Source organism: Pseudomonas sp. NPDC087029, from assembly GCF_044745345.1.
Lineage (GTDB): Bacteria > Pseudomonadota > Gammaproteobacteria > Pseudomonadales > Pseudomonadaceae > Aquipseudomonas > Aquipseudomonas faucium.
Window position 1 is genome coordinate 111227 of record NZ_JBIVAB010000016.1, and the last position, 23230, is coordinate 134456.

Below are 23230 nucleotides of genomic sequence, written 5' to 3' on the forward strand. Positions count from 1 at the left end.
TCCATCAGCGCCGCGAATTCTACGCAAGTTGCCGGCGATTGAAATGCGACGGAAGTCTGGCGCGGAGCAGGTCGCACGCGGCACTACCTTGGTTGATTAGTACTTTTGCGCAAGCCTGGCTAAAATAGCGCTCGTCCCTATCGGTCAATTGCAAATGCCTACCTTTCGCATTCTTTTCTGTGCCGCTCTGGCTTTGGGCCTTGCCGGCTGTGCCAACCCTGGCAAACCTACCGCCAGCAAGCTGACTCCAAAGTCGCCCAGTGAATATGCGGCCTGTGTGCTGCCAAAGTGGCAAGCCGTGGCCCCGGCCACCACGCAGAAGTCCATCGCCCATGGTTACCGGCTGACCGCGCCCAGCGCCTTGAGGTCGGACGAGGTGCTGGAAGTGGTCAGTTACCGCGAGGGCAGCCGTGCCACCTTCTACAAGGGCAGCTTCCTGTCTGGCGACAAACTGCGCGAGGCCGCCAGGGATTGCCTGGAGTGATGCCAGCAGGTGCTTCATTGCGCCAGCCTGCGCTTCATCATGCGTTTGTACTGACGCACGCGTTGTAGCGTGCACCACTGCTCCTGCAGCAGCGCCCGCAGGGGCGAGGCCTGTGTGTCAGGTTGGTTGCCCGCTGCCAGGCGGCGCATCTGCAGCTTGACCAGCGCCATGTAGGCCAGTGCGGCGAATGCCTTGCGCTTCCAGCGGATAGGCTGCAGTGCAGCGCTGGCGCTGCTATCGCCACGCTGCCAGCGCTTGGGCAAGGCCGGGTCGACGGCCAGCGCCGTGGCGATGCCGGCCATGGCCACGCCATTGGCAAGTACCTCTTCGACCACCGGCAGGCGGCGAATACCGCCTGTGACCATCACCGGCATCCTGGCGATTGCCGCGATATCGCGGGCAAAGTCGAGGAAGTACGCTTCGCGCGCCAGGGTTCGCCCATCACGGGCATCGCCTTGCATCGCCGGCGCTTCGTAGCTGCCACCAGAAAGCTCCACCAGGTCCACAGCCAGCTCGTTGAGCCAGAGCACCACCTGGCGAGCATCCGCCGGCTCGAACCCACCGCGCTGGAAGTCGGCCGAGTTGAGTTTGACGGCCACGCAGAAGCCGGGCGACACCGCCGCACGTACCGCCTTGACCACTTCCAGCAACAGCCGCGCACGGTTTTCCAGGCTGCCGCCCCAGCGGTCATGGCGCCGGTTGCTCAACGGCGAGAGGAACTGGCTGAGCAGGTAGCCATGTGCGGCGTGGATCTGCACGCCAGTGAAGCCCGAGGCTTCGGCCAGGGCTGCAGTGCGGGCGAAGCGCTGGATCAATGCGCCGATTTGCGCTTCGTCCAGTGGCTGGGGCAAGGGAAACAGCTTGGACAAGCCGCCCATCTCCAGGCCAACGGCCGAAGGCGCCACGGTCGGCTGGCCGAGGTTGGCCTGCATCTGCCGCCCCGGGTGGTTGATCTGCATCCAGAACTGCGCGCCCTGCGCCCGGCCGATGCTTGCCCACTGGCGAAAGCGCTGCAGTGGCTGGCTGTCGTCGAGCATCACACCGCCTGGGCCGGTCATGGCGCTGGGGTCGATCATGACATTGCCGGTCAGCAGCAACCCGGCGCCGCCCTCGGCCCACGCCTGGTACAGGCGCAGCAGTTGGTCGGACGGGGTCTGGTCGGGGTTGGCGAGGTTCTCTTCCATGGCAGCCTTGGCGATGCGGTTGGCCAGGGTGCTGCCATTGGGCAAGAGCAGGGGGGTGAATGGGGTCATGGGTAGTCTCCAAAAATGGCGCCGCGTATCGGCCGACACGCCGATCGCCTGGGCTTTGCAGAAGGCTAAGGTTAAAGTAAACCTTAAGGTCAAGAGGGAGATTGCACTTCATGAAAATCGGTGAATTGGCCCGGCGCACGGGCCTGACTGCATCACGCATTCGTTTCTATGAAGCCAGTGGGCTGATCGAAGCCCGCCGGCTGGGCAATGGCTACCGCGATTACCCGGAGCAGACGGTGCGCGCGCTGGAGATCATCGCCTGTGGCCAGCAGGCCGGCTTCAGCCTGGAGGAAATGCGCAAGCTCACCGGCGCATCGGCCGTCGGTGCCGAGCGTCATGGCCTGCTGCTGGCGAGCCTCAAGCGCAAAGTGGCGGAAATCGAAGCGATGCAGCAGCGCCTGGCGCACAACCGCGCGCAGTTGCTGGCGGTGATCGCCGGTATGGAGGGCAAGCCCGAAGGCATGGATTGCGAGCAGAATGCCGAGCGGCTGATCGATGGCTGGCAGGCGGGCGAGGGGGCAGGAACAGGCCAGAGCCGTGCGTGAACCAATGCCCCCGCGGCGTTATTCGGCGTTCATGTTCAAGCGCTGGCATTGCAGCTCTGCAGCGGTCTTGCTGGGATAACTGGGTTTCAGGCGCTCCTTCGCGTGGTTGTCGTAGATGTCGAAGCCGCCGCATACGGTCGCCGCGAAGTACCTGCTACCGATGCGCAATGACTCCTTTTCGATGGGCACAGCCGGAACGATAACGAATCTCGGTTGCATCTTTCGTGCCTCCCCAGGCAGAGACTTAAGTATTAGTCTCTGGGTTGGTATGCATCAAGGCAGCTCATGAATTAAAGCTTCGGTGATGGCCGGCAAGAATGCCTGGCCTGAAATCGACCCATTGGTCTGATCGTGTAAGGTTTTTGTAAAAGTGTTTTCCGCAGGCTTCAAGGCGTGCGTACCCTGTAGGGGTATTCAGATTTGATGATGTACCTGATGAACACACTTCCGTCGCAGCTCGATGCTGAACGCGGGGCGTTCTCCAGTTTTGAGGCGTGTCGCAATACCCAGAAGGGCCCCGTGGTGATTCTTGCCTCCGGCGCTTCTGCAAAACATTTCCCCATGGAGGAGTTCGCTCACCTGCCGGTGATTGCCATGAACGGCTCCATCGCACTCACGGCAGCCAGTGGTGTGAAGCCGTTCTTCTATGTCTGCACCGACAAGAGCTTTCGCAAGCAACAGCCGGCATTGTTCGCCCAGGCCATGCGTGACAGCGAGCGCCTGGCCCTGTGGCCCGAGCAGTTCGCCAATGCCGACATCCCCAGCGCCACTCAGTGCTTCCCCCTGCGCAAGGCCGAAATCCCAGGCTTGCTCACCAGCCTGCGCGGGCATGACGCCAGCCATGTCTGCAACCGGGCGTCGTGGAGCAAACGGGCCCGTTCGATCGCCTTCAGCAAGGATTTGTCGACCGGCTTCTACGATGCCCGCACGGTGGCCTACGTTGCCCTGCAGCTGGCTTACCACCTGGGCTTCGAGCAGGTGCTGCTGGTGGGCGTGGACCTCGACCAGTCGGTGGGGCGTTTCTACGAAGAGGAAGGCGCAGAGGGCCAACGCTCGCCGTGCGGGCTGGACCAGCACTGGGACAGCCGCATCCTGCCCTCGCTGACCTTGATGGCCCGGGAAGTGGTGAACGAGCATTTTCGCGTTTACAACCTGTCGCCCACCTCGCGCATACCGCAAGCGGTGATCCCCAAGATCGGCCTCACTGAAGCCCGGCGCATCGCGGCCTGAAGATTGCCTGCGCAAGAAAGCGGATGCGCAGGCTGCCCGGCAGCGCTAGAGTGCGGGCAACCTTTGTTGCGGTGGAAACCTGCCCATGTCCTGCGCCTTCACGTTCCTGCAATCCCCGGTCGGCACCTTGACCCTGGTCGCGCGCGGCGAGCGGCTGGCGGCCGTGCTGTGGGAGGAAGAACGGGAAAACCGCGTGCGCCTGGGTGAGCTGCACCGTGATGACCAGCTGCCGATACTGCGCGAGGCTGCACGCCAGCTGGGTGAATACTTCGCCGGCACGCGCCGGCGCTTCGACCTGGCGCTGGATTTTGCCGGCACCGAGTTCCAGCGCCAGGTGTGGGCCGCGCTGCTGACCATACCGTTCGGCGAAACCCGCAGTTACAGCGATATCGCCCGGCAGATCGGCAACCCCAGCGCGGTGCGTGCGGTAGGCGCGGCCAACGGGCGCAACCCGATTTCGATCATTGCCCCTTGCCACCGGGTGATTGGCGCTTCCGGCAGCCTGACCGGCTTTGCCGGCGGCCTACCGGCCAAGCAATACCTGCTGGCGCTGGAAGGGCGCCAGAGCCTGGCCCTGGACCTCTAGCCGAGCCAATAGGCAACCAGGCAGATCAGCAACGCCAACAACGAGCCCGCCATCAGCGTGTACTGCCGCTGCGCCCGCCGGGCAAGTGGCCGTGCTTCGCGCAGGTACTGGCCAGGTGTCGGCGCATCGGGGCGGTGGCGCAGGCCCTCGGCGATGTCGGCCAACTGGCCTTGGATCAACAGCCCGACCAGGTAGTAGGTGGCAGCGAAACTGCCCAGGGTCAAAAACAGATACTTCATGCAGCCATGGCATCCAGCCGGGCACAGCGTTCCATTTGCATTCGTTTGCACCTTCAGATCAAGGTGAAGAGCATACTACTGCGACACAACTGGTTACCAGTCATGGGACAGACCTGCACGTGGCAGGGCCATGTGCCATGCTGTTGACTGTCAGCGCCATGAGCAGGTGCGCCTGCCCCGGCGCGGTAGCCGAGGAACACTGCAATGAGCCGGTTTCGGCGGGTAGCCGCCAACAGCAATGGACGCGACCTGGCCGTGGGCGATATCCACGGGCACTTCCAACGCCTGCAGGCGTGCCTGGACCAAGTGGGGTTCGACCCAGCGGTAGACCGCCTGTTCAGCGTCGGCGACCTGGTCGATCGCGGCCCGCACAGCGCGCAAGCGTTGGCGTGGCTGGCCAAGCCGTGGTTCCACGCGGTGCAGGGCAACCATGAGTCGCTGGCGATCACCCACTTTCATGGTGGGCGCCTGGACCTGGACATGTACCGCGCTGCCGGCGGCGGCTGGTTCCTCGACCTGCCCAGGGACGAGCAAGAGGTGTTCGTCGAACAGTTCCTGCAATTGCCCATTGCCCTGGAGGTGCAGACCGCTGCCGGTTTGGTCGGGCTGCTGCATGCCGACAGCCCCTTCCACGACTGGGCGGCATTGCGCGACAGCCTGCTGTTCGATGACGACGCCCAGGTGCGCGAGGTGTGCCAATGGTCCCGGCAACGCCTCAAGGATGGCGGCACCGAACCCGTCGCAGGTTTGCGAGCATTACTGGTCGGACATACGCCGGTGTTGCAGGCCAAGCGCCTGGGCAATGTCTGGCACCTGGACACCGGCGGCTGGGCCAACGGGCATTTCAGCCTGATGGACATGGCCAGCCTGACGCTGCTCAGCCCCGCAGCAGGTGCATGAGCAGCGCCGCGCCCAACAGCACCAGCATGAGCCCCGACGCGCGCTGCAACCCGGGCAGGGCGCGTGAGAAGCGCCGCAGCAGGCGCTGGTTGCCGATGGCCATGGCCACCAGCAGGTCCCAGCCCAGCACGATGCCGAACATCCAAGCCCCATACAGCCACTTCCAGCCCACGCTGCTGCTGGCGACCATGCTGGCAAGGCTGGCATAGAACAACCCGTTCTTGGGGTTGAGAAACCCCGACAGAAAACCCAGGCCCAGGCCCCGCCACCCGCTGCTATCGGCCCGCCCAGCGCCGACGGCGGTGAGCTCGGCTTGCCCGGCGTGGCGCCAGAACAGCACGCCGATGTACAGCAGATAGAGCGCACCGGCCAGTTGCAACCCGATGAACACGGCGCTGCCTTCACGCAGGACGGCCAGGCCGGCGAATGCCACCGCGATGAACAGCCCATTGGCAAGCGCGATGCCCAGGCACACGCCGCTGGCGGCGCGCCAACCAGCCTTGAGCGAGGTGCGGGCGACCAGGAAAAAGTCTGGCCCAGGCGAGAGCAGGGCAAGGAAATGGGCGAGGGCGACGATCAGGAATTGCTCCATGGCGGCGGGGTTGCTCCGGTTGGCAAAACCGCAGTGTGCTGGCCACCCCGCGCCAGGTATTGAAGATTATTGCAGCGCTGCCTACACAGCCGAACCCTGCCGATACTGGCCCGGCGTGACCCCGACGTGCGCCTTGAACACCCGCTGGAAATGGCTCTGGTCGGCAAACCCCAGGCGATACGCCACCTCCGCCAGCGCCAGGCCATCGCGCAGCCATTGCCGGCCGCGGTTGACCCTGGCGTTGAGCAGATAGGCATGTGGGGTGAAGCCCGTGGCAGCTCGAAAGGCCCGGATCAGTTGGTAGCGGCCAAGGCCGGCTTGTTGCGCCAGCGTCCCAAGGCTCAACTGGCCAGGGTCCAGCGCCTCGATGTGCGCGATCAGCTCCCCTAGCACCGCAGTGCCCAGCGCAGGTGCCGGGGCCGAGGGCAGCGGCGGATGCTCGGAAAAGTCGTGGTCACCCATGAAGGTGATCAGTGCCGCTTCCTTTTCCGCGCTGCCCGCGGTGCTGAACAGCAGGGCATTCAAGCTGCAGAACGCGCGGTACAGCGCAGGGCTGCGGCTGATGCGCGCCGGCTCGCCGGCTTCGGCGCCACGGATGCCCGACTCCAGCCGCAACTGGCTCAACCACGGGCCATCGATGTGCAGCATCTGGTAGCTCCAGGCCTGCCCGGGCTCGGGGTTGCAGGCGTGCAACCGTTGCGCCGGCACCAGCACCAGGGTGCCGGGCGTCAGGCGTACCTGGCCGGCGCCGGCGCCGGTGAACAGGCTGCTGCCGGCATCCACGGCGCCGATGGAAAAGGTCGGGTGGCTGTGCGCCTTGTAACAGGCCCGGCTGTGGCAGGCCCGGCGGCTTTCCACCCAGGGCAGGGTCGGGTCACGCCAGAGCAGGGTATGCATTTCGGGCACGGCAAACTCCTCGGTCGGGCCGGGAGCTTAACAGCGCCAGGCGCGGTGCGGCAAAGCGCGGGCCGTACAGTTTTGCCTGCTGGCTGTACCTTGACCCGCTTGCCGCCAGGCGTCTGAATAGCGGCCTGACAACAAGGACTATCCAATGGAACTGTCGAGCCTGCTGCTATTCATCCCTGCCTGCTTCGCCTTGAACATGGCGCCGGGGCCGAACAACCTGCTGTCGCTGCACAACGCCAGCCGCTATGGCCTGCGCACGGCCTGCGTGGCCGGTGGCGGGCGCATCGTCGCCTTCAGCGGCATGATCGCCCTGGCGGCGATGGGCCTGGCCGTGGTGTTGCACACCAGCGAGTACCTGTTCCTGATAATCAAGGTGGTCGGCGCGGCCTACCTGTTCTACATCGCCTGGCAACTGTGGCGGGCCCCGGTGGGCGAGGCCGTGGTGGCCAGTGATCATCCGCGCGGCACCTGGCGCCTGGCGCGCCAGGAATTCTGGGTGGCGGCAGGCAACCCGAAGGCGATCCTGATCTTCACCGCCTTCCTGCCGCAGTTCGTTTCGGTCGGCAGCGCCACGCCGGTCAGCGAGCAGTTCCTCTGGCTGGGTGTGCTGTTCCTGCTGCTGGAATGGGCGGCAATCGCCATCTATGCCGGGCTGGGCGCGTACCTGCAGCGCTGGTTCAACCAGCCCGGGCCGCGCCGGCTGTTCAACCGGGTCAGCGCCTCGCTGCTCGGTTGCGCCGGCCTCGGGCTGCTGGCGGCGCGCCGCTAGAACTGCCAGCGCACGCCCAGGTTGACGCCGCTGGCCTCCTGCTGGCGGCTGTCGAGGTTGCTGCTGTACTGCACGCCGCCGTGCAGGCTCAGCGCCGGGTCCAGCTGGGCGACCAGGCCGGCTTCGAGCTGCGCCGAGGTGTAGCGGTAGTCGGTCTTGATCTTGTCCACCCCATCGAAGGTCAGCGTGTCGCGGCCACCGTCGCCATGCCACAGGTTGAGCTGGGCGTAGGGCTGCAGCAATCGCGCAGCGCTGCTGCTGAAGGCGCCTTCCAGGCGCAGCCCCAGGCGGCCGGTCAGCTCGACCTGGGCGTCATGGCTGATGTGCGAAACGCTGTCGTTGGCGCTGTCCAGCGAGACTTTCTGCGCGATCAGCTGGGCCTGCGGCTCCAGGCTCCAGCGCTCGCCCAGGCTGATCGGGTAGCCAGACTCCAGCGAGGCGGTCCAGGCATGGCCGTCGATGTTCAGCTTGTCGCCCCGGTCGGAGCGTGCGCGGCCATCCAGGCGGGTGTACTGCAGCACCGCATCGAGGTACCCGCGTTGCGGCCCGACCAGGGTCCAGTAGCCGCCAACGCTGTCACCGTCGAGGCGCAGGTCACCGACGCTGCGGTGTTGCTCGGCCAGGGCGAAGCCTTTGACGTCGCCGTCCAGGCGGCCATGGCCGACATACAGGCCGACCTGCTGGCGATGACCGTCATCGTCGACGTTGGCGTACAGGTCCTGGCCGACCTTGAAACCGTACAGGTCGCCGTCCAGGCTCGGGCTGACCGTGCCACTCCATTGCTGACGCAAGTTGCCGCCATAAGCCTGGCCCCAACTGGCCGGCACCGCGCCCTGGCCGCCGAGTAGCTGCTGATCGCCCTGGCGCTGGTGGAAGGTGCCCAGCGCCTGGCGGGCGATGATCGCGGCGCCGCGTGGCGCGGCGGCGTAAACCGCTACTTCCGGGCGGTACAGGGGCACGCTGGTGCCGGCCACGGCTGTTGGCAGTTCAGGCTGACCTGGCGCGGGGGCGGCCACGGGCGGGGTGGCTGCGGGCTCCTCGGCCGGCGTTTCGGGGGGTTCGGGTGGGGTGCCAGGCGCTTGCTCTGCCGGGGCCGGCGGCGCCACCAGGGTGGAGCGCAGGTACCAGCTGTTTTCCGAGCCGGCGGTGACGCCACCCTTGAACAGCCGATAGTCGTAGGCCCCGGCCGACAGCGTCTGGGTTTGCACGAACGCGCTGTTGCTGCTGGTGGCGCCGTCCCGCGCCTCGACCACCTGGATGCCGTTCTGCGACGTGGCAGCCCCGGCACCGCCCAAGTTGTTGACCAGCAAGCGCGTGCTGCCGCCGATGCTGCCCTGGCTGACCACCAGCCGGTCGGAAGGCGCACCGTCGCCGGCCAGTACGCTGTTCACCCGCAAGGTACCGTCGTTGCCCTGGTAGTCGCCGTTGATCGTGAGGCGGCCCTGGGCGTCATTGGCGCTGCCCAGGTCCAGGGTGCCGGCGTTGACCAGCACTGCACGCTGGCCCTCGCCGAACGCTGTGACCGTGCCCTGGCGGGACACCAAGGTGCTGCTGGCATCGAGGTTCAAGGTGCCGCTGCCGCTGTTGGCATCGCCCAGCACAAAGCGGTCATCCAGGCTGAGGCGGCTGTTGTCGCCGACGTTGACGGTCTCCCAGTTGGGATAGAGGGCGCCGCCGACGATGGCGCTGTTGGCAAAGCTCAGCGTGTCGTTGCCATCGCCACCGTCGAGGGGAACGCTACTGCCATCGAGGTTGCTGATGTTCGCCTGGTCATCCCCCAGGCCCATGTCGACGCGCCCGCCGATACTGCCGCCCGACCAGTTGAAAAGGTCATTCCCGGCACTGGCCAGCACGTTGCCGCCCAGGCTGCCACCGCTGAGGGTGATGCTGTCCACGCCGCCGCTGGTGCTGATGTTGCCGCCGATGGCGCCGCCCCGCAGGATGATCGTGTCGTTGCCGAAGCCGCTGACCAGGTTGCCATCGATGAGGGTGGGCTCGGCCGTGTCCTGGGACATTTCGAAGTAGTTGTCGGCAAGCTTCAGATCGACCCGGCCAATGCGCCCGCCGCTGAAGATGGCCCGATCGCCATCCTCGAAGGCGCCGATGATGCGCCCGCCGGACATGTTGAAGGTGTCGTAGCCCAGCCCTTGGTTGAGCGACTGGACCGTGCCACCGGTCATGTTGAAGTCGTCGATGGCCGGGGTCTGTGCCACGGCGCCGAGGTTGTCGCCGGCCGCTACCCGCAGGTCTTCGGCATGCGCCAGTAGCGGCAGGGTGAGCAAGGGCAGTGCGGCAGGTGCAAGCAGGCGGGCATAACGCATCGGCAGGTCTCCATGGCCATGGGGATGGACCACTGTCTGGAAGCGTGCCGTGCGGGGCAGGTTCCGGCCCTGCCTGAGTTGTAGGGGTATGACGGGGTAAGCGCAACTGACAAAAATGCCAGGCGGCGATGGGCTATCAGTCGCGGTAGAAGGTCTGTACCAGGTGGTAGCCGAATTTCGACTTGATCGGGCCGTGCACCACGCGCAAGGGCTTCTTGAAGATCACCTGGTCGATGGCGCCCACCAGCTGCCCCGGCCGCACTTCGCCCAGATCACCACCGCGCTTGCCCGACGGGCAGGTGGAGAACTTCTTGGCCAGCACGTCGAAGGCCTCGCCGTTGGCGATGCGCTGCTTGAGCTTTTCGGCTTCGTCAGCGGTCTTGACCAGGATGTGGCGGGCTTGAGCTTTCATGGGGCACCTGTGCTTCGGGGCAAAAAAAAGGCCGCCATTATGCCTGATCGCGCGGGCTGCGCGTTGGCACAATGGCGGCCGATCTTACTCTACCTTGGCCTTTTGCACGTCTTCGGAGGCCGACCACACGCGGTAGCGCACCTCGACGCCTTGCGGCACGTAGACCACCACCGGCAGCTTGCTGTTGTAGCGCAGCATGAAGCCTTCACCGACCACCGGCACGAAGGCCTCGGTCTTCTTGCCGTCCGGGCAGGCCATCAAGGTGGTAGCCGGGCCACCGACCTTGTCCAGGCGGTAGTAGCTGTAGCCCCAGCCTTCCAGGGTGCGTTCCTCCAGGCTGCCGGCCAGGCGCTGGCGGTTGCAGTCGACCTGCAGGGTCTTGCCCGCCAGGATTTCCAGCTTGTGGGCCGACTCGTCGGGTTGTGCCGGCAGGTGAATCACCTGCCGGGTGTAGCCTTTTTCCGCCTCGGGGTAGGGCGCGACATCTTTAAGGCTGGCCGCCATCACTGGGGCAGCGGCAGCCAGGGCCAGGGCGAACATCGCGGACATGTGGGTTGGGCGCATAGGGCCTCCTTGCAGTTGAACAGGTGCAAGACCAGCGCCAGGCCCAGGCTGCCCGTCACTGGGCCAACCAGCCGCCATCGACGTTCCAGGCGGCGCCGCGGACCTGGCTTGCGGCCTCGCTGCACAAGAATAGTACCAGCTCGCCCAGGTGCTCGGGGGTGACGAAGGCCAATGAAGGCTGCTTCTCGGCCAGCAGATCCTCCTCTGCTTGATGTGGGTCTATGCCCTTGGCGGCGCGCTCGTCGATCTGTTTCTGCACCAGCGGGGTCAGCACCCAACCTGGGCAGATGGCGTTGCAGGTGACGTTGCTGGTGGCGGTTTCCAGGCCCACCACCTTGGTCAGGCCGACCACCCCATGCTTGGCGGCCACGTAGGCCGCCTTGCCGGTGGAGCCCACCAGCCCGTGCACCGAGGCAATGTTGATGATCCGCCCCCAGTTGCGCGCACGCATGCCCGGCAGAACCAGGCGGGTGCCATGGAACACGGCCGACAGGTTCAGCGCGATGATCTTGTCCCAGCTCTCGACCGGGAACTGCTCGACCGGCGCCACATGCTGGATGCCGGCATTGTTGACGAGGATGTCGATGCCGCCGAACTCACGTTCGGCCATGGCGAACAGCGCCTCGATCTGCGCCACGTCGGACAGGTCGGCCGGGTGGTGCGCCACCTTCACCCCGTGCCTGGCAACCTCGGCCAACGCCGCCGAAGGGTCGCCGAAACCATTGAGCAGAATGTCCGCGCCGGCGCGCGCCAGGACCTGGGCAATACCCAGGCCGATGCCGCTGGTGGAGCCGGTAACCAGTGCAGTCTTGCCTTTGAGTGTCATGCAAACATCTCCTTGGACTAGCTTCGTGGGTCGAACGCCTCGCGCAGGGCGTCGCCGATGAACACCAGCAGCGACAGGATCACCGCCAGCGCAAAGAACGCGGTAAAGCCCAGCCACGGGGCCTCCAGGTGCTGCTTGCCCTGGGTCACCAGCTCGCCCAGCGACGCACTGCCGGCTGGCATGCCGAAGCCGAGGAAGTCCAGTGCGGTCAGGGTGGTGATGGCCCCGGTGAGCATGAAGGGCACATAGGTGAAGGTGGCATTCATCGCATTGGGCAGGATGTGGCGCAGCATCACCTGGCTGTCGGGCAGGCCCAGGGCGCGGGCGGCCTTGACGTATTCCAGGTTGCGCCCACGGAGGAACTCGGCGCGCACCACATCGACCAGAGTCAACCAGGAGAACAGCGCCATGATGCCCAGCAGCCACCAGAAATCCGGCTCGACGAAGCCGCTGAGGATGATCAGCAGGTACAGCACCGGCAACCCCGACCACACCTCCAGCAGGCGCTGCCCGAGCAGGTCGACCCAGCCGCCGTGGTAGCCCTGCAAGGCGCCGGCGGTCAGGCCGACCAGCACGCTGACCACGGTCAGGGCAAAGGCGAACAGCAGCGACACCCGGGTGCCATACAGCACCCGCGCCAGCACGTCGCGGCCCTGGTCGTCGGTGCCCAGCCAGTTGCTGGCGCTGGGCGGGCTGGGCGTGGGCACCTGCAGGTCGTAGTTGGGCGTGTCGGCGCTGAAGGGGATCGGCGCGAACAGCATCCAGCCGCCCTGGCCCTCGATCAGCTGGCGCACGTAGGCACTGCGGTAGTCCGGCTGAAACGGCAGCTGGCCACCGAACTGCTGTTCGCTGTAGCGCTTGAGCGCCGGCACGTACAGCTCGCCCTTGAAGCCCAGCAGCAAGGGCTTGTCGTTGGCCACCAGCTCCGCGCCCAGGCTCAGCAGCAACAGCGCGGCGAACAGCCACAACGACACCCAGCCGCGGCGGTTGCGGCGAAAGCGTTGCAGGCGGCGACGGCAAACCGGCGACAGCATCAGTGCGCCCTCGCGTCGAAGTCGATGCGTGGGTCGAGCACGGTGAAGGCCAGGTCACCGATCAGGCGGAACAGCAGGCCCGCCAGGGTGAAGATGAACAGCGTGCCGAACACCACCGGGTAGTCGCGCGACACCGCCGCCTCGTAGCTCAGGCGGCCCAGGCCATCGAGCGAGAAGATCACCTCGATCAGCAGCGAGCCGGCGAAGAACACGGTGATCAGCGCCTGTGGCAAGCCGGCCAGCACCAGCAGCATGGCATTGCGCAGCACATGGCCATACAGCACCCGCCGCTCGCTCAGGCCCTTGGCCCGTGCGGTGACCACGTACTGGCGGGAAATCTCGTCGAGGAAGGCGTTCTTGGTCAGCAGGGTGAGGGTGGCGAAGCCGCCGATCACCAGCGCCCCCACAGGCAGCACCAGGTGCCAGAAATAGTCGGCGAGCTTGCCCAGCAGGCTCAGCTGGTCGAAGTCCTCGGACACCAGCCCGCGCACCGGGAACCAGTTCAGCGAGGTACCGCCGGCGAACAGCACGATCAGCAGCAGGGCGAACAGGAACGAGGGCAGGGCATAGCCGACCACGATCAGCGCGCTGCTCCAGGCATCGAAGCGGCTGCCGTGGCGCACGGCCTTGCGGATGCCCAGCGGGATCGACACCAGGTAGGTGATCAGCGTGGCCCAGAAGCCCAGCGACAGGGTCACCGGCAACTTGTCGAGGATCAGGTCGGTGACCTTGGCGCCGCGAAAGAAGCTCTGGCCGAAATCCAGCCGCGCATACTGGCCGAGCATCAGCCACAGGCGTTCGCTGGCGGTCTTGTCGAAGCCGTACTGGCGCTTGATCTCGTCGATCAGTTTCGGGTCCAGGCCCCGGGTGGCGCGGGATTCGCCGTGCACCACCTCGGCGCGGGCGCCCGGGGCTGCACCGCCGAGCCCCTGCAGGCGCGCCACCGCCTGCTCCACCGGGCCGCCGGGTGCGGCCTGGACGATGGCGAAATTGACCAGCAGGATCGCCAGCAAGGTGGGGATGATCAGCAGCAGGCGGCGCAGGATGTAGGCGGTCATGGCTTAACCTTCTGGCGCTTGGCCATTTGCGCGTTGGTCAGCGCCTCAGGGCTGATTTCCCACCAGCTGTCGAGCCCTTCGTCGTAGGCGGCCTGCACCTTGGGCAGGCCGAAGCGGTTCCACCACACGGTCGAGCTGCCGGGCGGGTAGTAGTTGGGCACCCAGTAGTAATTCCATTGCAGCACCCGGTCCAGGGCATGGGCGTGGCGCAGCATGTCGGCCTGGGTGCTGGCCCGCACCAGGCCATCGACCAGGCGGTCCACGGCCGGGTCCTGCAGCACCATCAGGTTGTTCGATCCCGGGTCATGGGCGGCGGCGGAGCCGAAGTAGTTGTACATTTCCGCGCCGGGCGACAGGGTCACCGGGTAGCCGGTGACGATCATGTCGTAGTCGCGGGCCATTACCCGGTTGATGTACTGGGCCGAGTCGACGTTGCGGATGTTCAGGCTGATGCCGATCTGCGCCAGGTTGCGCTTCCACGGCAGCAGCAGGCGCTCGACGCCGGCCTGGCCGTTGAGGAAGGTGAACGCCAGCGGCTGGCCCTGGGCATTGACCAGGCGGTCGCCCTCCGGGTGCCAGCCTGCCTGCTGCAGCAGGGCCAGGGCCTGCAGCTGTTGCGCGCGGATGATGCCGGAGCCGTCGGTCACCGGGGCGCTGAACACCTGGTCGAACACTTCGTCGGGCACCTGGCCGCGCAACGGTTCGAGCAGTTTCAGCTCTTCGCTATCCGGCAGCGCGCGCGCCGCCAGCGGCGTGTTGGAAAACACGCTCTGCTGGCGGATGTACAGGTTGCGCATCATCTGCCGGTTGCTCCATTCGAAGTCCCAGAGCATGGCCAGCGCCTGGCGCACCCGGCGGTCCTTGAACTGCGGCTGGTCGAGGTTGAACACGAAGCCCTGGGCGGTCTGCGGCTTGGCCGGGCCCAGGTGGGCGCGCTGCAGGCGCCCGTCGTCGAGCTGCGCGCCGTTGTAGCCAAGGGTGTAGGCGGTGGCGGAGAACTCGCGGTTGTAGTCGTAGCCGCCGCCCTTGAGCACCTGGCGCGCCACTTCGGTGTCGCCGAAGTATTCGATGCGGATGTGCTCGAAGTTGAAACGGCCGCGGCTGGCCGGCAGGTCCCTGGCCCACCAGGCCGGGTCGCGCTCGAAGGTGATGCTGCGGCCGTTGTCGATGCGCCCGATGCGGTACGGGCCACTGCCCACCGGTTTGCTGAAGCCGGCACCGTTGGCGAAGTCGCGCGCGGCCCAGTCGTGTTCGGGCAGCACCGGCAGGCTTGCCAGGTCCAGGGCCAGGGTGCGGCCATGGGGTTGGCGCAGGTCGAAGCGTACGTGGCGGCTGTCCTCCACGGCCACCCCGGCGACATCGGCGAACTGGGTGCGGTACTTGAGGCTGCCCTGGGCCATCAGCTTGTCGAAGGTGAAGCGCACGTCTTCGGCGCGCACCGGCTGGCCATCGGCGAAGGTCGCCCGCGGGTCGATCTCGAAGCGCAGCCAGGCATCTTGCGGGCCGCGTTCCATGCGCCGGGCGATCAGGCCGTAGACGGTGTAGGGCTCATCGAACGAACGCACGGCCAGCGGCGCGTACAGCCAGCCATCCACCTCGCTGACGCCGGTGCCTTTGTCGATGAACGGCAGAATATGGTCGAACTGGCCAATCTCGATGGCCGAGCGGCGCAGCAGGCCGCCCTTGGGGGCGTCGGGGTTGACGTAGTCGAAGTGGCGGAAATTTTCGCTGTAGCGGGGCGCTTCACCGTAGACGGTGAGGGCGTGGGTGGGGGCGCCGTTGGCGGCGAAGCTTGCGCACAACAGTGCGATGCACGCCAGCCTGACGGCCCTATCGCCGGCAAGCCGGCTCCCACAGGTCAGGTGCAGGCCTTGAGCACCGCGCGCTTTGTGTGGGAGCCGGCTTGCCGGCGATGGGGCCATCGGCGCTGTCAGCCGATCAGTCCTGACGGCTGGTCACTTCCAGCAGGTGGTAGCCGAACTGAGTCTTCACCGGGCCTTGCACGGTGTTGATCGGCGCGCTGAAGACCACGGTGTCGAACTCCTTGACCATCTGGCCCGGGCCGAACGCGCCCAGGTCACCGCCTTGGCGGCTGGACGGGCAGGTGGAGTTGGCCTTGGCGATTTCGGCGAAGTCGGCACCGGCTTCGATCTGGGCCTTGAGTTCGTTGCACTTGTCTTCAGAGCTGACGAGGATGTGGCGGGCAGTGGCGCGTGCCATGGGGTACTACTCCTTGGGTGAAAAGGCCAAGCCTAGCGCACTTGCTCGGGAAATGTCTCGCTAGGCTTGCCGCGTATTTCCTACAGGCGGGCGGCTGCATCGCGCAGCATGGCTTCGGTCGCCGTCCAGCCCAGGCAACCGTCGGTGATCGACACGCCGTACTTCAGCGGGCCCTTGCCCAGTGCCTGGCAGCCATCGAACAGGTGGCCTTCGAGCATCACCCCGACAATCGAGCGGTCGCCGGCCAGGCGCTGGGCCAGCACGTCCTCGAACACCGCCGGTTGGCGCGCCGGGTCCTTGCCGCTGTTGGCGTGGCTGCAGTCGACCATGATCCGCGCCTGCAAACCGGCCTTGGCCAGCCCTTGGCGGGCCTGGGCAAGGCTGTTGGCATCGTAGTTCGGGCCTTTGTGGCCGCCGCGCAGCACCAGGTGGGTGTCCGGGTTGCCCAGGGTTTCGATGATGGCCGGGTAGCCCTGGGCATCCATGCCGAAGTGGCGGTGCGCTGCGGCGGCGCTGCGCATGGCGTCGCAGGCGATGGCCACGCCGCCGTCGGTGCCGTTCTTGAAACCGACCGGCAACTGCAGGCCGCTGACCATTTCCCGGTGGATCTGCGATTCGGTGGTGCGCGCGCCAATCGCGGCCCAGCCCAGCAGGTCATCGAAGTAGCCGGCAGCCATCGGCTGCAGCAGCTCGGTGGCAATCGGCAGGCCGCGCTCGAGCATGTTCAGCATCAAGCCGCGGGACAGGGCGATGCCGGCATGCATGTCGTCGCTGCCATCGAGGTGCGGGTCGTAGGCCAGGCCTTTCCAGCCCACCGTGGTACGCGGTTTTTCCACGTAGGCGCGCATGACCAGCAGCAGCTTGTCGCCGACTTCGCGGCTCAAGGCGGCCAGGCGGTCGGCGTATTCCAGGGCCGAGCGGGGGTCGTGGATCGAGCACGGGCCGACGATCACCAACAGGCGCGGGTCGCGGCCTTCGAGGATGGCGCGGATGGCCTGGCGCTGGCTGTGGACTTGCTGGGCGAGTTCGCCCGAGAGCGGCATCTGCTGCTTGAGCAGGTGCGGGCTGGGCAGGCGCTGGCTGACGGTGGTGTTGGCAGCCTGCGGTTGGGTCAGGGGCAGAGCGAGGTTCGAAGCGTGCATGGCGTAGGTTCCCTGGGCGGACGGCGGGTTCTGGCCCGCGTGGTCGGCCCTATCGAGGTGTTCGACTAGTCGTTGATTGATTGTCTGCAGCATTGCCACCGGAGATGGACCGATCGGAGGCGGCAGGCTGGCCCGAACGGGATTGGCTAAATCGCCAGGCGTAGGTGCTTGCGTAGTAATAAGTGGCGTAGTTCATGAATCTGTCCTCAAGATGAATCGGTAATTTTTCAAAGGCCTGAAAAGCAAAACCCCCGGTCGGGGAGCCGACCGGGGGTTGAGTATTCTCATGTTCGGCGGCCCCTCGAAGGTGGGCGCCGTGTGGGTATCGGCGCCTAGTGGCTAAACCAATACCCAAAATAGAAGCCGGCAGCAGCCTTGCAGCCAGCAACGGCCAGCACAGGGCGCAGGCTGCGGCCGGTGTGGTTGGCGTGGTTGCGGGTGTGTTTCGGCATGTTGCTCTCCAGTGAATGAGCCCGAGCTTACTGCAGGTAGTGCGCCGCGTTCAATGGAAAATTGCTATGGCGCCGATCATTTGTGCCTTGGCCTGCAGAAAACGGATAGCACTGTGCAGCCATTGGATATTGCCGCCCGGCCCTGCGCCCTAACCTGAGCCGGTCTGAACAATAACAATGGAGACCCTGGCCATGTCCCTGGGATTCGACTACCTCAATGCCATGCTCGAGGACGACCGTGAACAGGGCATCTACCGCTGCAAGCGCGAGATGTTCACCGACCCACGCCTGTTCGACCTGGAGATGAAGCACATCTTCGAGGGCAACTGGATCTACCTGGCCCACGAAAGCCAGATCCCCGAGAAAAACGACTTCCTCACCCTGACCATGGGGCGCCAGCCGATCTTCATCGCGCGCAACAAGGACGGTGAGCTCAATGCCTTCCTCAATGCCTGCAGCCACCGCGGCGCCATGCTTTGCCGGCACAAGCGCGGCAACCGTGCCAGCTACACCTGCCCATTCCATGGCTGGACCTTCAACAACAGCGGCAAGCTGCTCAAGGTCAAGGATCCAAGCAACGCCGGCTACCCCGAAAGCTTCAACTGCGACGGCTCCCACGACCTGACCAAGGTGGCCCGTTTCGAGTCGTACCGGGGCTTTCTGTTCGGCAGCCTGAACGCCGACGTCAAACCCCTGGTCGAGCACCTGGGCGAGTCGGCGAAGATCATCGACATGATCGTCGACCAGTCCCCTGAAGGCCTGGAGGTGCTGCGCGGCGCCAGTTCGTACATCTACGAAGGCAACTGGAAGCTCACCGCCGAGAACGGTGCCGACGGCTACCACGTCAGCTCCGTGCACTGGAACTACGCCGCCACCCAGAACCAGCGCAAGCAGCGCGAGGCGGGCGATGAGATCAAGACCATGAGCGCCGGCGCCTGGGCCAAGCAGGGCGGCGGCTTCTACTCCTTCGACCACGGCCACCTGCTGCTCTGGACCCGCTGGGCCAACCCCGAGGACCGCCCCGCCTACGAGCGCCGCGACCAGCTCGCCGCCGATTTCGGCCAGGCCCGCGCCGACTGGATGATCGAGAACTCGCGCAACCTGTGCCTGTACCCCAACGTCTACCTGATGGACCAGTTCAGCTCGCAGATCCGCATCGCCCGGCCGATTTCGGTGAACAAGACCGAAATCACCATCTACTGCATCGCCCCCAGGGGCGAGAGCGCCGATGCCCGCGCCAAGCGCATCCGCCAGTACGAAGACTTCTTCAATGTCAGCGGCATGGCCACCCCGGACGACCTGGAGGAGTTCCGCTCCTGCCAGACCGGCTATGGCGGCGGTACCGGCTGGAACGACATGTCCCGCGGTGCCCTGCACTGGGTCGAGGGTGCCGATGACGCCGCGCAGGAGATCGAACTCAAGCCGCTGCTCTCGGGCGTGCGCACCGAGGACGAGGGCTTGTTCGTGCTGCAGCACAAGTACTGGCAGGACACCATGATCCAGGCGCTCAAGGACGAGCAGCGGCTGATCCCCGTGGAGGCCGTGCAATGAGCCTGCATGACACCGTGCGCGACTTCCTCTACCGCGAAGCGCGCTACCTGGACGACGCCCAGTGGGATCAGTGGCTGGAGCTGTACGCCAGCGACGCCACGTTCTGGATGCCGGCGTGGGACGACGACGACCGCCTCACCCAGGACCCGCAAAGCGAGATCTCGCTGATCTGGTACGGCAACCGCGGCGGCCTCGAGGACCGCGTGTTCCGCATCAAGACCGAGCGCTCCAGCGCCACCGTGCCGGACACCCGCACCTCGCACAACATCAGCAACATCGAGATCGTCGAGCAGGGCGAGGGCCGCTGCCAGGTGCGCTTCAACTGGCACACCCTGAGCTTTCGCTACAAGACCACCGACAGCTACTTCGGCACCAGCTACTACAGCCTCGACCTGCGCGGCGAGCAGCCGCTGATCCTGGCCAAGAAGGTGGTGCTGAAAAACGACTACGTGCGCCAGGTCATCGACATCTACCACATCTGAATCCCAGGTAATGCGAGCCGCTCGGTGTGCCCCAAGGGCGCGCCGCGGCCAGCTTCGCCCGCGAGGTGCAACATGAGCTTCCAGATCGCGCTTAATTTCGAAGACGGGGTGACCCGCTTCATCGAGGCCAGCGGCCATGAAACCGTGGCCGACGCCGCCTACCGCCAAGGCATCAACATCCCCCTGGACTGCCGCGACGGCGCCTGCGGCACCTGCAAGTGCAAGGCCGAATCCGGGCGCTATGCGCTGGGCGACAACTTCATCGAAGACGCCCTGAGCGAGGAGGAAATCGCCGGCGGCTACGTGCTGACCTGCCAGATGCGCGCCGAAAGCGACTGCGTGCTGCGCATTCCGGCGTCCTCGCAGCTGTGCAAGGCCGAACAGGCCAGCTTCGAGGCGGCCATCAGCGACGTGCGCCAACTGTCGGCCAGCACCATTGCCCTGTCGATCAAGGGCGAAGCCCTGAGCCGGCTGGCGTTCCTGCCGGGGCAGTACGTCAACCTCAAGGTGCCGGGCAGCGAACAGAGCCGGGCCTATTCCTTCAGTTCGCTGCAGAAGGACGGCGAGGTCAGCTTCCTCATCCGCAACGTGCCTGGCGGGCTGATGAGCCGCTTTCTCACCAGCCTGGCCAAGGCCGGCGACAGCATGAGCCTGGCCGGGCCCCTGGGCAGCTTTTACCTGCGCCCGATCCAGCGCCCGCTGTTGCTGCTGGCCGGCGGCACGGGCCTGGCACCGTTCACGGCGATGCTCGAGAAGATCGCCGAGCACGGCAGCGAGCACCCGCTGCACCTGATCTACGGGGTCACCAACGACTTCGACCTGGTCGAACTGGACCGCCTGCAGGCCCTGGCCGCGCGCATTCCCAACTTCACCTACAGCGCCTGCGTGGCCAACCCTGAAAGCGAGTACCCGCGCAAGGGTTACGTGACCCAGCACATCGAGCCGCGCCACCTCAATGGCGGCGATGTCGACGTGTACCTGTGCGGGCCACCGCCGATGGTCGAGGCGGTCAGCCAGTACATCCGCGAGCAGGGCATTACGCCGGCCAACTTCTACTACGAAAAGTTCGCCGCAGCGGCGTGAGGTTATTTGGGGCATTCGCATCGTGCGGGTGAGGGTGGCCTTTTTTTGTCTGGGCAAGGGTTGGGGCCGCGCTGCGGCCCTTTCGCGACACAAGGCCGCTCCTACAGGAATGCGCGGTGTTTGTAGGAGCGGCCTTGTGTCGCGAAGGAGGGCGCAGCCCTCCCGGCAATTTCGGATCAAGCAGGAGATGGAAATGAACAACAGATTCCAAGGCAAGGTCGCCCTGGTCACCGGCGCCGCCCAGGGCATCGGCCGTGGCGTGTGCTGGCGGCTCAAGGCCGAAGGCGCGCAAGTGGTCGCCGTGGACCGTTCCGAACTGGTCCACGAACTGGCCGGGGAGGGCATGCTGACCCTCACCGCCGACCTCGAACAACACAGCGACTGCGCCCAGGTCATGGCCACCGCGGTACACACCTTCGGCCGCCTCGACATCCTGGTCAACAACGTCGGCGGCACCCTCTGGGCCAAGCCATTCGAGCACTACGAAGTCGAGCAGATCGAAGCCGAAGTGCGTCGCTCGCTGTTCCCCACCCTGTGGTGCTGCCACGCGGCGCTGCCCTACATGCTCGAACGCGGCAGTGGCGCCATCGTCAACGTCTCGTCCATCGCCACCCGTAGCGTCAACCGCGTGCCCTACGGCGCGGCCAAGGGTGGCGTCAACGCGCTCACCGCCTGCCTTGCCTTCGAAACCGCCGGGCGCGGCATCCGCGTCAACGCCACCGCCCCCGGCGGCACCGAGGCGCCGCCGCGGCGGGTGCCGCGCAACGCCGCCGAGCAGAGCGAACAGGACAAGGCCTGGTACCAGCAGATCGTCGACCAGACCCTGGCCAGCAGCCTGATGCACCGCTACGGCAGCATCGACGAACAGGTCGGCGCAATCCTCTTCTTGGCCTCCGACGACGCCTCCTACATCACCGGCGTAACCCTGCCGGTAGGGGGCGGCGACCTCGGCTGAACGCCCCCCAGGCACGCTTTTACTCCACAAAAACAACAACAGAGACCGATGCCATGCGAACACTCGACGTGCACCCGATCATCGACAATGCCCGCTTCAGCCCCTTCCACTGGATGGTCATGGCCTGGTGCGGCCTGCTGCTGATCTTCGACGGCTATGACCTGTTCATCTACGGCGTGGTCCTGCCGGTGATCATGAAAGAGTGGGGCCTGACCCCGCTGCAGGCCGGTGCCCTGGGCAGCTACGCGCTGTTCGGCATGATGTTCGGCGCCCTGGCCTTCGGCAGCCTGGCCGACCGCATCGGGCGCAAGAAAGGCATCGCCATCTGTTTCGCCCTGTTCTCCGGGGCCACCATCCTCAACGGCTTCGCCAGCAGCCCCAGCGAGTTCGGCCTCTACCGCTTCATCGCAGGCCTGGGCTGCGGCGGCCTGATGCCCAACGCCGTGGCGCTGATGAACGAATACGCGCCCAAGCGCCTGCGCAGCACGCTGGTGGCGATCATGTTCAGCGGCTACTCGCTGGGCGGCATGCTCTCGGCCGGCGTGGGCATCTTCATGCTGCCGCGCTTTGGCTGGGAGTCGATGTTCTTCGCCGCCGCCATCCCGCTGCTGCTGTTGCCGGTGATTCTCTACTACCTGCCCGAGTCGATCGGCTTCCTGGTGCGCCAGGGCCGCAGCGACGAGGCGCGCAAGCTGCTCAAGCGCCTGGACCCAAGCTGCGACATCCAGCCCGGCGACACCCTGCAGTTCACTGTGGGAGCGGGCTTGCCCCGCGACAGGGCCGGCAAGTTCAGCGCCGTGCTGGACCTGTTCCGCAACGGCCTGGCCACCCGCACCCTGGCCTTGTGGCTGGCGTTCTTCTGCTGCCTGCTGATGGTCTACGCCCTCAGCTCGTGGCTGCCGAAACTGATGGCCAACGCCGGCTACAGCCTGGGTTCGAGCCTGTCGTTCCTGCTCGCGCTGAACTTCGGCGGCATGGCCGGGGCGATCCTCGGCGGCTGGCTGGGCGACCGCTACAACCTGGTCAAGGTCAAGGTCGCGTTCTTCCTGGCGGCGGCGTTGTCGATCAGCCTCCTGGGCGTCAACAGCCCGATGCCGGTGCTGTACCTGCTGATCTTCATCGCCGGCGCCACCACCATCGGCACGCAGATCCTGCTGTATGCCGGCGCCGCCCAGCTCTATGGCCTGTCGGTGCGTTCCACCGGCCTTGGCTGGGCCTCGGGCATCGGCCGCAATGGCGCCATCGTCGGCCCGCTGCTCGGTGGGGCGCTGATGGGCATCAACCTGCCGCTGCAACTCAATTTCATCGCCTTCGCCATCCCCGGCGCCATTGCCGCGCTGGCCATGGCCGTGCACCTGGCCAGCGGCCGGCGCCAGGCCCTGGCGGCGACGGCCTGACCCTCACTGATTGAACTGGAGCCTATGGCATGACAAGCCCGACCCTCGAGCGTATCGACGCGATCATCGTCGACCTGCCGACCATCCGCCCGCACAAGCTGGCCATGCATACGATGCAGCAGCAGACTTTGGTGGTTCTGCGCCTCCAATGCAGCGACGGCATCGAAGGCCTCGGCGAGGCCACCACCATCGGCGGCCTGGCCTACGGCTACGAGAGCCCCGAGGGCAT

The 23230-nt window shown here is 66.0% G+C and carries 25 protein-coding genes and 1 pseudogene; 12 read left to right on the plus strand and 14 right to left on the minus strand.

Going from position 1 to position 23230, the window contains the following annotated elements; genetic code table 11:
- Window positions 1–154 precede the first annotated feature (154 nt).
- Window positions 155–484: a hypothetical protein gene (locus tag ACIPG5_RS21740; RefSeq protein ID WP_236193343.1), complete on the plus strand. Its 330-nt coding sequence runs from the start codon at window positions 155–157 to the stop codon at window positions 482–484.
- 14 nt (window positions 485–498) lie between these two features.
- Here ACIPG5_RS21740 and ACIPG5_RS21745 read toward each other — a convergent pair whose 3' ends face one another.
- Window positions 499–1737 carry an NADH:flavin oxidoreductase/NADH oxidase family protein gene (locus ACIPG5_RS21745; protein WP_401378065.1) on the minus strand — a complete coding sequence of 413 codons (1239 nt, stop codon included), beginning with the start codon at window positions 1735–1737 and terminating at the stop codon, window positions 499–501.
- A gap of 110 nt (window positions 1738–1847) precedes the next feature.
- Between ACIPG5_RS21745 and ACIPG5_RS21750 the strand changes: the two genes are divergently transcribed.
- Window positions 1848–2282 (plus strand): MerR family transcriptional regulator, encoded by a 435-nt coding sequence (locus tag ACIPG5_RS21750; protein WP_401378068.1) that lies wholly within the window; start codon window positions 1848–1850, stop codon window positions 2280–2282.
- An 18-nt stretch (window positions 2283–2300) separates the two neighbouring features.
- Here the strand turns inward: ACIPG5_RS21750 and ACIPG5_RS21755 are convergent, their stop codons facing one another.
- Complete coding sequence (locus ACIPG5_RS21755) at window positions 2301–2501, minus strand: hypothetical protein (RefSeq protein WP_176518199.1); 201 nt, start codon at window positions 2499–2501, stop codon at window positions 2301–2303.
- Between the two features lie 216 nt (window positions 2502–2717).
- Here ACIPG5_RS21755 and ACIPG5_RS21760 point away from each other — a divergent pair, with 216 nt between their 5' ends.
- Together ACIPG5_RS21760 and ACIPG5_RS21765 are read left to right on the plus strand one after the other, a co-directional pair.
- Window positions 2718–3512 carry a lipopolysaccharide biosynthesis protein gene (locus tag ACIPG5_RS21760; RefSeq protein WP_401378071.1) on the plus strand — a complete coding sequence of 265 codons (795 nt, stop codon included), beginning with the start codon at window positions 2718–2720 and terminating at the stop codon, window positions 3510–3512.
- Between the two features lie 85 nt (window positions 3513–3597).
- Window positions 3598–4098 (plus strand): methylated-DNA--[protein]-cysteine S-methyltransferase, encoded by a 501-nt coding sequence (locus ACIPG5_RS21765; RefSeq protein WP_236193345.1) that lies wholly within the window; start codon window positions 3598–3600, stop codon window positions 4096–4098.
- On the opposite strand, the gene ACIPG5_RS21770 is transcribed toward ACIPG5_RS21765, so the two are convergent.
- Window positions 4095–4337, minus strand: coding sequence for a hypothetical protein (locus tag ACIPG5_RS21770; protein ID WP_401378074.1), 243 nt, complete (start codon window positions 4335–4337; stop codon window positions 4095–4097). The genes ACIPG5_RS21765 and ACIPG5_RS21770 overlap by 4 nt on opposite strands.
- Before the next feature lie 204 nt (window positions 4338–4541).
- Here ACIPG5_RS21770 and ACIPG5_RS21775 point away from each other — a divergent pair, with 204 nt between their 5' ends.
- On the plus strand, window positions 4542–5237 hold the full coding sequence (locus ACIPG5_RS21775; RefSeq protein WP_401378076.1) for a metallophosphoesterase: 696 nt from the start codon (window positions 4542–4544) through the stop codon (window positions 5235–5237).
- On the opposite strand, the gene ACIPG5_RS21780 is transcribed toward ACIPG5_RS21775, so the two are convergent.
- Window positions 5215–5829, minus strand: coding sequence for a LysE family translocator (locus ACIPG5_RS21780; protein WP_401378079.1), 615 nt, complete (start codon window positions 5827–5829; stop codon window positions 5215–5217). The two genes, ACIPG5_RS21775 and ACIPG5_RS21780, sit on opposite strands and share 23 nt — an antisense overlap.
- A gap of 81 nt (window positions 5830–5910) precedes the next feature.
- Window positions 5911–6726 (minus strand): AraC family transcriptional regulator, encoded by an 816-nt coding sequence (locus tag ACIPG5_RS21785; protein ID WP_401378106.1) that lies wholly within the window; start codon window positions 6724–6726, stop codon window positions 5911–5913.
- A 154-nt stretch (window positions 6727–6880) separates the two neighbouring features.
- On the opposite strand from ACIPG5_RS21785, the gene ACIPG5_RS21790 reads away from it, so the two are divergent.
- A complete protein-coding gene (locus ACIPG5_RS21790) occupies window positions 6881–7504 on the plus strand; it encodes a LysE family translocator (protein WP_236193350.1) in 624 nt (207 codons plus the stop codon).
- Here the strand turns inward: ACIPG5_RS21790 and ACIPG5_RS21795 are convergent.
- From ACIPG5_RS21795 to ACIPG5_RS21835, 9 genes are all read right to left on the minus strand, one after another.
- The gene (locus tag ACIPG5_RS21795) at window positions 7501–9825 is read right to left on the minus strand and encodes an autotransporter outer membrane beta-barrel domain-containing protein (protein ID WP_401378081.1); all 2325 of its coding nucleotides are present in this window, start codon (window positions 9823–9825) and stop codon (window positions 7501–7503) included. The two genes, ACIPG5_RS21790 and ACIPG5_RS21795, sit on opposite strands and share 4 nt — an antisense overlap.
- Before the next feature lie 136 nt (window positions 9826–9961).
- Window positions 9962–10237: a peptidylprolyl isomerase gene (locus tag ACIPG5_RS21800; protein WP_008095636.1), complete on the minus strand. Its 276-nt coding sequence runs from the start codon at window positions 10235–10237 to the stop codon at window positions 9962–9964.
- 84 nt (window positions 10238–10321) lie between these two features.
- Window positions 10322–10801 carry a serine protease inhibitor ecotin gene (gene eco / locus ACIPG5_RS21805; protein ID WP_176512075.1) on the minus strand — a complete coding sequence of 160 codons (480 nt, stop codon included), beginning with the start codon at window positions 10799–10801 and terminating at the stop codon, window positions 10322–10324.
- A 55-nt stretch (window positions 10802–10856) separates the two neighbouring features.
- Complete coding sequence (gene hbdH / locus ACIPG5_RS21810; protein ID WP_176512076.1) at window positions 10857–11627, minus strand: 3-hydroxybutyrate dehydrogenase; 771 nt, start codon at window positions 11625–11627, stop codon at window positions 10857–10859.
- A gap of 17 nt (window positions 11628–11644) precedes the next feature.
- Entirely contained in the window at window positions 11645–12661 is a 1017-nt protein-coding gene (locus ACIPG5_RS21815) for an ABC transporter permease (RefSeq protein ID WP_401378086.1), read from the minus strand.
- Window positions 12661–13719: a microcin C ABC transporter permease YejB gene (locus ACIPG5_RS21820; protein WP_176512078.1), complete on the minus strand. Its 1059-nt coding sequence runs from the start codon at window positions 13717–13719 to the stop codon at window positions 12661–12663. The genes ACIPG5_RS21815 and ACIPG5_RS21820 overlap by 1 nt, the downstream gene beginning before the upstream one ends.
- Window positions 13716–15641, minus strand: coding sequence for an extracellular solute-binding protein (locus tag ACIPG5_RS21825; RefSeq protein ID WP_401378089.1), 1926 nt, complete (start codon window positions 15639–15641; stop codon window positions 13716–13718). Before ACIPG5_RS21825 ends, ACIPG5_RS21820 begins: the two co-directional genes overlap by 4 nt.
- A 16-nt stretch (window positions 15642–15657) precedes the next feature.
- Entirely contained in the window at window positions 15658–15939 is a 282-nt protein-coding gene (locus ACIPG5_RS21830) for a peptidylprolyl isomerase (protein ID WP_144173004.1), read from the minus strand.
- An 80-nt stretch (window positions 15940–16019) separates the two neighbouring features.
- A complete protein-coding gene (locus tag ACIPG5_RS21835) occupies window positions 16020–17081 on the minus strand; it encodes a 3-deoxy-7-phosphoheptulonate synthase (RefSeq protein ID WP_401378093.1) in 1062 nt (353 codons plus the stop codon).
- Between the two features lie 644 nt (window positions 17082–17725).
- Between ACIPG5_RS21835 and benA the strand changes: the two genes are divergently transcribed.
- The 6 genes and pseudogenes from benA to ACIPG5_RS21865 all read left to right on the plus strand — a co-directional run.
- Window positions 17726–19084: a benzoate 1,2-dioxygenase large subunit gene (gene benA / locus ACIPG5_RS21840; protein WP_401378096.1), complete on the plus strand. Its 1359-nt coding sequence runs from the start codon at window positions 17726–17728 to the stop codon at window positions 19082–19084.
- Window positions 19081–19566 carry a benzoate 1,2-dioxygenase small subunit gene (gene benB / locus ACIPG5_RS21845; protein ID WP_176512081.1) on the plus strand — a complete coding sequence of 162 codons (486 nt, stop codon included), beginning with the start codon at window positions 19081–19083 and terminating at the stop codon, window positions 19564–19566. Before benA ends, benB begins: the two co-directional genes overlap by 4 nt.
- Before the next feature lie 72 nt (window positions 19567–19638).
- Complete coding sequence (gene benC, locus ACIPG5_RS21850; RefSeq protein WP_176512082.1) at window positions 19639–20649, plus strand: benzoate 1,2-dioxygenase electron transfer component BenC; 1011 nt, start codon at window positions 19639–19641, stop codon at window positions 20647–20649.
- A gap of 193 nt (window positions 20650–20842) precedes the next feature.
- Entirely contained in the window at window positions 20843–21604 is a 762-nt protein-coding gene (locus ACIPG5_RS21855) for a 1,6-dihydroxycyclohexa-2,4-diene-1-carboxylate dehydrogenase (protein ID WP_401378099.1), read from the plus strand.
- 53 nt (window positions 21605–21657) lie between these two features.
- Window positions 21658–23001 carry an MFS transporter gene (locus tag ACIPG5_RS21860; protein ID WP_401378102.1) on the plus strand — a complete coding sequence of 448 codons (1344 nt, stop codon included), beginning with the start codon at window positions 21658–21660 and terminating at the stop codon, window positions 22999–23001.
- A gap of 29 nt (window positions 23002–23030) precedes the next feature.
- Window positions 23031–23230, plus strand: a pseudogene (locus ACIPG5_RS21865) (muconate cycloisomerase); the annotation flags it as partial.